Genomic DNA, 12,105 nt, shown 5'->3' with positions numbered 1-12,105 from the left:
GTTTCCTGTGAGCTTGCAGGAAACACACCGCACCTGTCCGGTTTCGGGTTTAGCGTCTAGCGTCTAGCGTCCGGCGTCTGGCGTTACCCCGCCCCCAAGTAGGCGTCCGCCAATTCCGGGCTGGCGGCAATTTCCTTGGCGGTACCCTCCGCCATTACCCGGCCTCCTTCGATCACATAGGCGCGATCCGCCAGGGACAACGCCAGGGCCGCCATCTGATCCACCAGCACGATGGTCATGTCCTCCCGGCGCAACCGATCCAACGCCGTGAACAACTCATCGATGATCTTCGGCGCCAGGCCCAGGGAGGGCTCATCCAGCAGCAGCACCCGGGGCCGGCTCATCAGACCGCGAGCCACCGCCAGCATCTGCTGCTCGCCACCGGACAGCAAACCGGCACGTTGATGACGCCGCTCGCGCAGACGCGGGAAGCGCTCGAACATTTCTTCCAGACGCACCTCCCGATCCTGGGGACACAGAAACGCCCCCAAGCGGATGTTGTCCTGCACCGACAGTTCAGGGAACACCTGACGACCCTCCGGCACCAGTACCAACCCCTGGTTGACGATGGCCTCGGCGGGCATTCTTTCCAGGGCACGGCCATCCAGGTGCACACCGCCGGCCTGCACCGGATGAAGACCGGCCAGCGCGCGCATCAACGTGGACTTACCCGCGCCATTGGCCCCCAGCAAGGCCACCATTTCCCCTTCACGTACCTTGAGGCTCACCTCGTGGAGTACGGGCTCGGCGCCGTACCCGGCCACCAGCCGGTTGACGCCCAGCCATTCCGGCCCACCACGCGCCGGCCGATCCGCCACCGGCCGGGCCTGATCCAGATCCTCGCCGAGATAGGCCCGGCGCACCGCCGGGTCGGCGCGCACCGTTTCCGACTCACCGGCGGCCAGTAGCCGACCGGTGTCCAGCACCACCACCTGATCGGATACCTTCATCACCAGCTCCATGTCGTGCTCCACCACCATCACCGCCACGCCCGCGTCGGCGATAGCACGCAGCAGGTCGGCAAGGCGGTCGGTGTCTTCCCGGGACAGACCCGCCGCCGGCTCGTCCAACAGCAGGGCATCCGGGTCCATGGCCAGAGCCCGGGCGATTTCCACCAGCCGCCGGTCCACATGGGGCAGCTGGCTGGCGGGGATATCCAGTGCTCCCCGGTAGCCGCAGAACGCCAACAGCGACGCCGCCCGGTCCCGTGCCTCCGGGGCAAGGAAACGACGCGCGCCAAGCAACCCTCCGAGCTTGCCCCGGCAGGCGGCCAGGGCCACGTTGTCCGCCACGGTCAGGGTGTCGAACAGCTGCGAGGTCTGGTAGGTGCGCGCCACCCCGTGACGGGCGATACGGAAAGCGCGACCCGCCGCCAGGGGCTGTTCCCCCAGGGCGAAGCGGCCCTCGGTGGGCGGGTAGAAACCGCTCACCATGTTCAGCACCGTGGTCTTGCCGGCACCGTTGGGGCCGATCAGGCTGGTGACCGCCCCCGGCGGCACGGTCATGGACAGATCATCCACCGCCCGCACGCCGCCGAAACGCATGGTCAGCCCCTTCAGAGCAAGCCCATGGCGCGCCCGGACCGCCACCGCCGTGGCGGCGTCGGCGGGCACCGCGCCGGCCCTTGGTCGATGCCGGCGCAGACCGCTCACCAGCCCCATCAAGCCGTTGGGGGCCACCAGCAGCACCACCAGCAGCAACCCGCCGAAGAACAACAACCGGTAGGCCTCCAGAGTAGCCAGCAGCTCCGGCAGCAGGCCCAGGATCACCGCGCCCAGCACCGGCCCGATCACCGAGCCGGCACCGCCCACGACCACCACCAGCACGAACAGAATCGATTGCATGAAACTGAACGTGTCCGGTGTGACGAACCCGGACAGGGGCGCGAACAGGCCACCGGCCAGACCGGCCAGACCGGCCGACACCATGAAGGCCACGGTCTTGATCACCAGCGGCCCCAGCCCCACGGACTCGGCGGCGGTTTCACTGTCCTTCACCGCCCGCATGGCGGCGCCCCAGGTTCCCCGGGCGAGCAGCGCGTAGGCCGCCAGGGTCGTCGCCAGCGTCAGCAGAGCGATCACCGCCACGGTCTGCTCAATGCTCCAGTCCGCCGCCAGCGCGGGCGCGGCAATGCCCATGATGCCGTTCTGCCCGCCGGTGAGTGCTTCCATCTCGATTACCGCGTGCTGAACAATAAAGCTGAAGGCGATGGTGATCATCGCCAGATAGGGCCCCTTTACCCGCAGGGCCGGCAACGCCAACAGCAGCCCCGCCAGAGTGGACACCAGGGCGCCGGCCAGCCACGCCGGCCAGAACGACCAGCCCGCCTGGCTGGTAAGAATGGCCACGGTGTAGGCGCCGATGGCATAGAAACCCACATGGCCGAACGAGATCTGACCGGTAAGACCGATGAGCACGTTCAGACCCACGCCGACGATGGCGATCAGTGCCACGTTGGCGAGCACATAGACGTAATAACTATTGAGAGAGAAGACCATCACCAGGGCGGCCACCAACACCACCAGGCCGGCCGGAATCCACAGGCGCCTCATACTTTCTTCACCTCCGCGCGGCCGAACAGGCCATTGGGCCGCAACGCCAGGGCGACGATGACCAGGGCGAAGGTAATGATGTGGGTGTAGCCCGAACCCAGCGCCACGGTGATGCCGCTCTCCGCCAGGCCGAACAGCAGGCCGGCGATCATCACGCCCCAGGCGCTGGTGATGCCGCCCAGAATGGCCACCGAGAAGGCTTTCAAACCGAACAGGGTGCCCATATCCGCGTTCACGTTGGCAAGCGGCGCGATCAGCATGCCGGCGACGCCGGCCAGCACCGTGGACAGGGCGAAAGCACCGGCCACCGCGCGGCCGATGGGAATGCCCATCAAACGCGCCGCGTCCCGGTTCTGGCTGGTGGCGAGCAGCGCCGTGCCCCAACGGGTGCGCCGCGCCACCAGATGCAGGGCGGCGGCCAGCGCCAGCCCCACCAGTGGAATGATCAATTGCAGGGGATACACGCCCAGGCCCTGGCCACCCACGTCCACCGGCGACACCGCCAGGGAAGAGGGCAGGCTGCGTGGCTCCTTGCCGAAGGTGTGCATCACCAGGTTATCCAGGACGATCCCCAGCGCCACCGTGGACATCAGCCAGGCGTCGGAGCCACGGCGCACGAAGGGCCGCACCGCCAGCCGTTCCACCAGCAGGCCATACAGCGCGCACAGCGCCAGCGCCGCCGGTACCGCCAGCCACAGTGACCAGCCCAGGGTCTGGGCGAAGGTGAAGCAAAGCACCGCGCCCAGCATCATGGAGCTGCCCTGGGCGAAGTTCACCGTGCCCGACACCGCGAAAGTGATATAGAAGCCCAGCGCCATCAGGCCGTACATGCTGCCCATGCCGAGACCACTGATCAGTGCCGAAATCAGCTGAGTGTCCATGGATAACCCGTTCCGTCAGTCGTTCCGTTCAACCGGCACGATTCGGTTGTCGATGAATTGCGCCCACACGTAATCGTCCGGCCCCAGGGCATCGTGCTGTTCCGGAGAGAACGGCGTCCGGTAGGTCTTGATCAGGCCGGGGTAGCTGTCGATGCCGAAGAAGCCTTCACGGATCGCCGGACCCTCGGTGGAACCGGCGTTCTCGATCGCCAGAGCGGTGAGGTGCATGGCGTCATAGGCGTTGGCCACGCCCACCGCCGGGGTAATGTCCTCGGGGCCGTCCACATCGTCGTATTTGGCCTTGAGCGCGGCGATCAGCTTTTGCCCCACCGGCGATTGTTCACCGAAGAAGCTGTAAGTCTGGACGAAGTGAACCTTCTCGGCGCCCGGACCGGCCAGTTCGGTAAAGCGGCCGCCAGCCGGGCCCCAGTGGGACACAATGGGCACGTCCCAGCCCATGCGGCGCAGGGATTTAACTACCTGGGCGGACGGGCCCACGTTGCCGACCATGGCGATGGTGTCGGCGCCGGCGTCACGCAGCCGGGTCAGTTGCGGCACCACGTCGATGGCGTCACCGTCGAACTTTTCACTGGCCACCGGCGCCATGCCTTGCTCGTCCAGAGCCGCCACCAGGCCTTTCTGGTTGGATTCGCCCCAGGGGTTGTTGATCATCATCAGGCCGAATTTTTCGGACCCGAAGTTTTCCTGGGCGTAGGCCACCATGGCCTTGTCCACCAGCTCATCCATGGCGGAAACACGGAACACGAAGTTGGGATCGGCGCCGTTCTTGGTGATCGGCGTGCCCGCCGCCCAGGGCCCAACGAAGGGCACCCTGGCCTGGTTGGCCAGCGGCACGATGGCCAGGGACACCGGTGTGTCCAGACCACCGAACAGCACCGCCACCTTCTCCTTGTGGATCAGTTCCCGGGCCGCCACCACGCCCTTGGCCGGGTTGGCCTCGTCGTCGCGGCGCACCAGCACCAGCTCCCGGCCGTCGAGCAGGCCGCCGTCGGCGTTGATTTCGTCAATGGCGGTTTGCAGGCCGCGGGTGATGGCTTCGCCGGCCAGGGCGGATTGCCCGGACAAGGCGGTGATCAGGCCGATCTTGATCGGCTCCGCCGCCATGGCGCGCCACGGCAGCATGGCCAGCAGCACGGTAAACACGGCGGCCAACAAACCTTTGTTAAGACGTGACCCTTTGTCGGTACACAACATGGGATTCCCCCTTTCGGATATGGGATGGATCGGGCGTTCGCCCCGTCTCCCACAACGCAAGGCGCGTGCCATCTTGCGACGATCACGGGCCGGGCACGTAAATTGCTTTAATTTCTGACGTCACATAAACCATTAATTGTCGACAAAAAATACGGAGTTCGCGGGCACTCGGAGGCCCGGTTCGCCGACGGGCGGCACGGCTTTTCCCGACATTCCGGGCGAGTCGCAACGCACGAACAAGGGGCAGAATGGAGACCCGATCATGACCAACGCACCAGACTGGAACAGCGACCAGCCGATTCGCGACCCGGCCACGCTGGTGAATACCTACCTGGTTATTCTGATGAAGCCGGACCCGGAAACCGCCCGCCAGTACGTGGCCGACACGCTCCAGATCCGCTTCACCGGTAACCGCGAAATGGCCGACCCGGCGGACTGCACGGCGTTCAACCAGCAGCGCTACGCCTGGGTCAAGAAACGCTTCCAGGCCACCGAGGTGGTGGAGGGCGGCACCCTGGAAAGTGCCGTGGTTTACAACATCGGCACCCTGTATGGCGAATGGCCGGACGGCACGCCTTTTGAAGGCAACCGCTACGTGGACCGATACGTGGTCCGCGACGGTTTGATCACGGAGATGGATGTGTGGAACGACAGCGCCGAATGGCTGCTGGTCCGGGCCGGGCTGGCAAAGCAATGAGCGACCGATTCGGGCCACTGGCGGCCCCGGGCCGCTTCGACTATTCAGCGATACACCAACGGCCTGACTACCACTGGCCCGGTGGCAAGCGGTTGGCCGTGTACCTGGGCTTCAACCTTGAGCATTTCGCGTTCGGCGAGGGAATGGGCGCCAAGCTGGGCGCCGCCTTCGCGGAGCCCGACGTACTCAACTACGCCTGGCGGGAATACGGCAACCGGGTCGGAGCCTGGCGCTGTCTGGAACTGTTCGATGCTCTGGGCCTGCCCACCGGCACCATCGCCAACACCGCCCTCTACGATCACTGCCCGGAACTGCTGGAGGCCTGCCTGGCCCGGGGTGATGAGCTGATTGGACACGGTCACAGCAACGCCGACTACCCCGGCACCCTGGAGGAAGCGGACGAACAGGCCCTGCTGGTTTACTGCCGCCAGCGCCTGGCGGATCACGCCGGCTCGCCGCCGGCCGGCTGGCTATCGCCGTGGATCGGTGAATCGCGGATCACGCCGGACCTGCTCGCCGAGACCGGCTACCGCTATACACTGAACTGGAGCCACGATGACCAGCCGGTGCGCATGGCCACCCGGGACGGTCGGGGTCTGTGGGCGATTCCCTATCCCCAGGAGATCAATGACATCCCCATGATCATCGCCCGCAAGCTGGACGCCCGGGCGTTCGCCGATATGATCATGGATCAGTTCGATGAAATGCTGGAACAATCCGAGCGGCAACCGCTGGTGATGGGCATCGCCCTGCATCCGTATCTGGTGGGTCAACCCTACCGGCTGCGTCATCTGCGTCGCGCCCTGAAACACATCATCGCCCACCGCGAGGCGCTCTGGCTGACCACGCCGGGGGCGATCTGCGACCACATGGACAGTCTGTTTTCATGAACAAGACCAGACCCGGAACCCGCAATCGGGGCCGACCCAAGGTGCGCCCCCAGGCGCTCGCCGGCCAGGCGCCGGCGGCCCGGGAAACACCGGCGGAGAAGGAAAACCGCATCCACGGCGCCATCGTCGACGGGGTCATGGAGCAACGGCTCAAGCCCGGCACCAAACTCCCCGAAGCGGCCCTGTGCGAACTGTTCGGGGTAGGTCGCTCCCTGGTGCAAAAGGTACTGCAACGGCTCGCCCACGATCACATCGTGGAACTGAGACCCAACCGTAGCGCCATTGTCGCCATGCCCAGCCGGGAGGAAGTGGGCAAGCTGTTCGAGGCGCGTCGCGCCCTGGAAGAGGCGGTGTTGCCACTGGTGGCGGAGCACGCCACGCGGGCGGATTACGCCTCGCTGCGCCGCCAGCTGCGCAAGGAGCACGCCGCCATGCACCGTTACGCCCAGACCGAATGGGCGGGGCTGGCCAGTGCCTTCCATCTCCGGCTCGGCGAGCTGTCCCGCAATCCGATGTTGCAACGCTATCTGTCGGAACTGATTTCCCGTTGTTCCCTGGTGGTGGCGTTGTTTCAACCGCCGGGCAACGCCACCTGCGAGCACGACGAGCATGAGCGGGTCGTGGATTGCCTGGAGAAAGGGGACGTGCGCGGCGCCCGCCGGGAGATGGACCGGCATCTGCGTGACCTGGAGGCGCACATCCAACTGGTGGAGGAAGACACCAACCTGAGCCTGGCCGACATGCTGGGCCTGGCCGCCGGCCCTTGAGATCGAAGCACCCCATCGCCACCTCCCCGGTATCCCCTTTCATTATCGTTGGAGTGGCATCATGCGTATTGATCTATCCGGCAAAAAGGCGGTGGTTTCCGGTTCCACCGCCGGCATCGGCTTCGGCATCGCCCAGGGATTGGCGCAAGCCGGCGCCGATGTGGTGATCACCGGTCGTACCGAACAGCGCGTCAATGACGCCATCGCCCGGCTGCGGCAGGCCGTACCCGAGGCGTCCGTGGCCGGCGTGGCCGCCGACCTGGGCACCGCGGAGGGCTGCCAGACATTGATCGATGCCCATCCGGACGCGCATATCCTGGTTAATAATGTGGGTATTTTTCAGCCCAAGCCTTTTTTCGAGATTCCCGATGAAGACTGGGAGACCTTTTTCCAAGTGAATGTAATGAGCGCCGTGCGCCTGTCCCGCCATTACGCCCGTGGCATGAAGGAGAGAAACTGGGGGCGGATATTATTCCTGTCCAGCGAATCGGCGCTGAATATCCCCACCGAGATGGTTCACTACGGCATGACCAAAAGCGCGGTGCAGTCCATCTCCCGGGGCCTGGCCAAGGTACTCGCCGGCACCCGGGTTACGGTGAACGCCATCCTGCCCGGGCCGACGCGTTCCGAGGGGGTTGGCAAGATGCTCAAACAGATGGCCGAGGAGCAGGGTGTGTCCGAGCAGGAGGTGGAGGAGCGTTTCGTGCGCGAGAACCGGCCCAGCTCCATCATCCAGAGGGTGGCCGACGTGGAAGAGGTGGCCAATATGGCCGTTTACCTGGCGTCACCCCAGGCCTCTGCCACCACCGGCGCCGCTTTGCGCGTGGAAGGAGGCATCGTCGATACCATGGCCTGATATACTCGCCGCCATGAGTATCAACAGACTGGTCATTCTCGACCGAGACGGGGTCATCAATGAAGACTCCGACGCCTATATCAAAAGCCCGGCGGAATGGCGGCCGCTGCCCGGCAGCGCCGAGGCCATTGCCCGCCTCAATCAAGCCGGTTACCGGGTGGTGGTGGCCACCAATCAATCCGGGTTGGCGCGGGGTTACTTCGACGCCACCACCCTGGCCGCCATCCACCAACGCATGGGCGATCATCTAGCGGAAGCCGGCGCCCACCTGGACGGCATCTATGTATGTCCGCACGGGCCCGACGACGGCTGCGATTGCCGCAAACCGAAGCCGGGCCTGCTGGACCAAATTGTTGCCGATTATGGCGAGGTAACCGGTGTGCCCCTGGTTGGTGATAGTCTGAGGGACCTGCAGGCTGGCCAAGCGCGCGGTTGCGAGCCGGTGTTGGTGCGTACCGGAAAGGGCCGCCGCACCCTGGAAAAGGGCTTGCCCGAGGATCTCGGGCCAGTGGCGGTGTACGATTCGCTGGCCCATTTCGTCGATGTATTTCTCAAGGACCATTCATGAACCCTCCCGCCGACCGCCAGCCGGTAACCCCCGGTATTGTCGTTCGCAGTGCTCTTTTTTTCGTGCTCTATAATCTGGCCGGCATCATCCACAGTATTTTCTGCGTGATCATCGGTCCTTTTTTACCGTTCGAGCGACGTTACCGTTTCGTGAACCTGTGGACGGTTTTCGCCATGGCGCTGTTGAAGCGTTTGAACGGGGTGACTATTCGCGTGGAAGGGCGTGAAAACCTGCCCCGGGGGGCGGCGGTGGTGTTGGCGAATCACCAAAGCAGCTGGGAAACCTTCTTCCTGCAGCTCCTGATCTCGCCGCAGGCCACGGTGTTGAAACGAGAGCTGCTGTGGCTGCCGTTTTTCGGTTGGGGGGTGGCGCTGCTTAATCCAATCCGGATTGACCGTACCAAGGGCAGGGCGGCGCTGCGCGCGGTTCTGGAGCAGGGCGCCGATCGGCTTGGCCGTGGCATTCCGGTAGTGATCTATCCGGAAGGGTCCCGACAATCGCCAGGCACGCTCGGCCATTTTAATCACGGCGGCGCCTTGCTGGCGTGCCGTAATCAGGTTCCCGTGGTGGCGGTGGTTCACAATAGCGGTGATTGCTGGCCGGCCCGCTCCTGGTTACGCTTTCCCGGCGAAATCGTGCTGCGCATCAGCCCGCCCATTAATACCACCGATAAAGACGCCAAAACGGTAACCCGGCTGACCCAGGAATGGATTACTTATCATTATCCGGGACATTTAAACAAAAATACAAAGCCCTAATTGCCTTTTCCCCGGATAAAAATTACAGTCAGCGGCGTTATGGTCCGTTATAACCCCTTAAGGAACACGTGAAATGACTATTAACCTGGACGATTATTCCGTCGCCGAACTGGAAAAACTGATCAAGCAGGCCGAGCGCAAGCTCGAGAAGAAACGCATGGAAGCCGTGAAGAGCGCGCAGGCGGAGATCAACAAGATCGCCAAGGACCTGGGCGTATCCGTCGATGACCTGCTGGAAGAGAAAAGCAAAAGCCGCAAGAAGACCACCGCGCGCAAGGCAACCCGCAAGAAAAAAGCCGCCGTGCGCAAACCGGCCAAGATCAAATACCGCAATCCGCGGGATGCATCCCAAACCTGGACCGGCCGTGGCAAGCGCCCGGTATGGCTGCGCGACGCCCTGGAAAGTGGTGCCAAGCTGGAAGAATTCGAAGTATAAGCAACAAAAACGGCCCGTCCGGCGGTCGCAACCGGTTACGGTTGCGCCGCCGCCGTTCCCCCGCCTTAAATATCCAGATTGGACACCTGAAGCGCGTTGGATTCGATGAACTGACGCCGGGGGTCCACGTCATCGCCCATCAGGGTAGTGAAGATCTGATCCGCCGCGATGGCATCCTCCACCGTCACCTGCAGCATGCGCCGGGATTCCGGGTCCATGGTGGTTTCCCACAACTGCTCCGCGTTCATTTCCCCCAGCCCTTTGTAGCGCTGCACGCTGGTGCCCCGACGGGCCTGCTGCATCAACCAGGACAGCGCCTCCGCGAAGTGACGGATGGGACGGCGGCTTTCGCCCCGCTCCACCGCCGCGTCATCGGCCAGCAGGCCCTCCAGCTTCTCGCCGAGACCCTTGATGCGCCCGTAATCCGGTGACTGGAGAAATTCCAGAGTGACCCGGTATTCACGGGGTATACCGTGAGCGAGCACTTGCACACGTGGCAGATACAGGCCGCGCTCCTGGTCCGCTTCAGCGGTAACCGTAAAGTGCTGGGTGCCATCGGTGAGCGAATCCACCCGGGCCCCCAAACGTTGACACCAATCGTCCATGGCCGCCTGGTCGGCCAGGCGTTTCTCGTCCAGGGAGCTCATATAGATCATCTGTTCAAGCACCACCGCCGGGAACACGCGGGACTGGCGGTCGACGATGCGCATCACCTGACGGTATTCGTCGATCAGCTTGGCCAACGGTTCGCCGCTGATCGGCGGCGCATCGTTACCGGGGTACAAGGCCGCCTTGTCCAGGGCCAGGGTAGTAAGGTAATCCTCCAGCGCCGGATCATCCTTGATATAGGTTTCCTGCTTGCCCTTTTTCACCTTGTAGAGGGGCGGCTGGGCAATATAAACATGGCCGCGCTCAATCATCTCCGGCATCTGCCGGAAGAAGAAGGTGAGCAGGAGGGTGCGAATATGGGAGCCATCCACATCGGCGTCGGTCATGATGATGATTCGGTGGTAACGCAGTTTGTCGGCGTCATATTCATCCCGACCGATGCCACAACCCAGAGCGGTAATCAGGGTGGCGACTTCCTGGGAGGAGAGCATCTTATCAAAGCGCGCCTTCTCCACGTTCAGGATCTTACCCTTGAGCGGCAGGATAGCCTGATACTTGCGATCCCGGCCTTGTTTGGCGGAACCGCCCGCGGAATCACCCTCCACGATGTAGAGTTCCGAGAACGCCGGGTCCTTTTCCTGGCAGTCCGCCAGCTTGCCGGGCAGGCCGGCGATGTCCAGCGCCCCCTTGCGGCGGGTCATTTCCCTGGCCTTGCGCGCGGCGTCCCGCGCGCGGGCCGCGTCGATGATCTTCTGCACGATCACCTTGGCCTCGGTGGGATGCTCAAGGAGATAATCCTGGAACAACTCGGCCATGGTCTGCTCCACCGCGGTCTTCACTTCGGAGGAGACCAGCTTATCCTTGGTCTGACTGGAGAATTTGGGGTCCGGTACCTTCACCGAAATCACCGCCGTCAGGCCTTCGCGGGCGTCATCCCCGGTGGGGTTGGCCTTTTCCTTTTTCAGGTAGCCTTCCCGATCCATGTAGTTGTTCAGGCTGCGGGTCAGGGCGGCCCGAAAGCCCGCCAGATGGGTACCCCCATCTCGCTGGGGAATATTGTTGGTAAAGCAGAAGATGTTTTCCTGGTAGGAATCATTCCACTGCATGGCCACTTCCACGCCGATCCCGTCTTCGCGATCAATCTGGAAATGGAACACCTCGTTGAGGGCACTCTTGCTGCGGTTAAGGTAGGTCACGAAGGCACTCAGGCCGCCATCGTACTGAAACACATCCTCGTCACCGCTGCGCTCATCACTGAGATGGATACGCACACCGGAATTCAGGAAGCTCAGTTCCCGTAGCCGCTTGGCCAGAATGTCGTAGTGAAACAGGATGTTAGTGAAGGTCTCGGGCGACGGGCGGAAGTGGATCGCCGTCCCGGTGCTGTCCGTGGTACCGACAACTTCCAGCTCCTTCTCCGGCACACCGTGGCGGTAGCTCTGCTCGTACACCTTGCCATGGCGGCGGATGGTCAGCTTCAACTGCTCGGACAGAGCATTGACCACGGACACCCCCACCCCGTGCAGGCCACCGGAGACTTTATAGGAGTTATCGTCGAACTTACCCCCGGCGTGAAGTACGGTCATGATCACCTGAGCAGCGCTGACCCCTTCTTCCGGATGCATATCCACGGGAATACCGCGACCGTTGTCCGATACCGAGACGGATTCATCCGCATGGATGGTTACCCGGATTTCAGAGCAATGGCCCGCCAGCGCCTCATCGATGGAGTTATCGACGATCTCGAACACCATGTGGTGCAAGCCGGTGCCATCGTCGGTGTCCCCGATGTACATGCCAGGACGTTTACGAACGGCATCCAGGCCTTTAAGCACCTTGATACTGGATGAATCGTAATCTTTCTCCGCCATCTCTT

11 protein-coding genes are annotated in these 12,105 nt (G+C 63.4%); 7 read left to right on the top strand and 4 right to left on the bottom strand.

Annotated elements, in window-relative coordinates:
- Nucleotides 1–83: 83 nt before the first annotated feature.
- The 3 genes from JF515_RS11400 to JF515_RS11390 are packed head-to-tail and all read right to left on the bottom strand — an operon-like array spanning nt 84 to nt 4,648.
- Nucleotides 84–2,552 carry a branched-chain amino acid ABC transporter ATP-binding protein/permease gene (locus tag JF515_RS11400; protein WP_203104271.1) on the bottom strand — a complete coding sequence of 823 codons (2,469 nt, stop codon included), beginning with the start codon at nt 2,550–2,552 and terminating at the stop codon, nt 84–86.
- The gene (locus JF515_RS11395) at nt 2,549–3,433 is read right to left on the bottom strand and encodes a branched-chain amino acid ABC transporter permease (protein WP_203104268.1); all 885 of its coding nucleotides are present in this window, start codon (nt 3,431–3,433) and stop codon (nt 2,549–2,551) included. Before JF515_RS11395 ends, JF515_RS11400 begins: the two co-directional genes overlap by 4 nt.
- A 15-nt stretch (nt 3,434–3,448) precedes the next feature.
- A complete protein-coding gene (locus JF515_RS11390) occupies nt 3,449–4,648 on the bottom strand; it encodes an ABC transporter substrate-binding protein (protein ID WP_238400970.1) in 1,200 nt (399 codons plus the stop codon).
- Nucleotides 4,649–4,910: 262 nt separating this feature from the next.
- On the opposite strand from JF515_RS11390, the gene JF515_RS11385 reads away from it, so the two are divergent.
- From JF515_RS11385 to JF515_RS11355, 7 genes are all read left to right on the top strand, one after another.
- Nucleotides 4,911–5,345 (top strand): nuclear transport factor 2 family protein, encoded by a 435-nt coding sequence (locus JF515_RS11385; protein ID WP_203104263.1) that lies wholly within the window; start codon nt 4,911–4,913, stop codon nt 5,343–5,345.
- Nucleotides 5,342–6,235, top strand: coding sequence for a polysaccharide deacetylase family protein (locus JF515_RS11380; RefSeq protein ID WP_203104260.1), 894 nt, complete (start codon nt 5,342–5,344; stop codon nt 6,233–6,235). Before JF515_RS11385 ends, JF515_RS11380 begins: the two co-directional genes overlap by 4 nt.
- Nucleotides 6,232–7,002 carry a GntR family transcriptional regulator gene (locus JF515_RS11375; protein WP_203104257.1) on the top strand — a complete coding sequence of 257 codons (771 nt, stop codon included), beginning with the start codon at nt 6,232–6,234 and terminating at the stop codon, nt 7,000–7,002. The genes JF515_RS11380 and JF515_RS11375 overlap by 4 nt, the downstream gene beginning before the upstream one ends.
- Before the next feature lie 61 nt (nt 7,003–7,063).
- Nucleotides 7,064–7,858: an SDR family NAD(P)-dependent oxidoreductase gene (locus JF515_RS11370; RefSeq protein WP_203104255.1), complete on the top strand. Its 795-nt coding sequence runs from the start codon at nt 7,064–7,066 to the stop codon at nt 7,856–7,858.
- Nucleotides 7,859–7,871: 13 nt separating this feature from the next.
- Complete coding sequence (gmhB, locus tag JF515_RS11365; RefSeq protein WP_203104253.1) at nt 7,872–8,426, top strand: D-glycero-beta-D-manno-heptose 1,7-bisphosphate 7-phosphatase; 555 nt, start codon at nt 7,872–7,874, stop codon at nt 8,424–8,426.
- Nucleotides 8,423–9,184, top strand: a complete 762-nt coding sequence (locus tag JF515_RS11360) for a lysophospholipid acyltransferase family protein (RefSeq protein WP_203104251.1) — start codon at nt 8,423–8,425, stop codon at nt 9,182–9,184. Before gmhB ends, JF515_RS11360 begins: the two co-directional genes overlap by 4 nt.
- Nucleotides 9,185–9,257: 73 nt before the next feature.
- Complete coding sequence (locus JF515_RS11355; RefSeq protein ID WP_203104249.1) at nt 9,258–9,620, top strand: H-NS family nucleoid-associated regulatory protein; 363 nt, start codon at nt 9,258–9,260, stop codon at nt 9,618–9,620.
- Between the two features lie 65 nt (nt 9,621–9,685).
- On the opposite strand, the gene gyrB is transcribed toward JF515_RS11355, so the two are convergent.
- The gene (gene gyrB, locus JF515_RS11350; protein ID WP_203104247.1) at nt 9,686–12,100 is read right to left on the bottom strand and encodes a DNA topoisomerase (ATP-hydrolyzing) subunit B; all 2,415 of its coding nucleotides are present in this window, start codon (nt 12,098–12,100) and stop codon (nt 9,686–9,688) included.
- Nucleotides 12,101–12,105 lie beyond the last annotated feature (5 nt).

Origin of the sequence: Alloalcanivorax marinus, assembly GCF_016785095.1 — a bacterium.
GTDB classification, from domain to species: Bacteria; Pseudomonadota; Gammaproteobacteria; order Pseudomonadales; family Alcanivoracaceae; genus Alloalcanivorax; species Alloalcanivorax marinus_A.
Note: the sequence above shows the minus strand (reverse complement) of the source record. Positions and strands in the feature narration are given on the sequence as shown.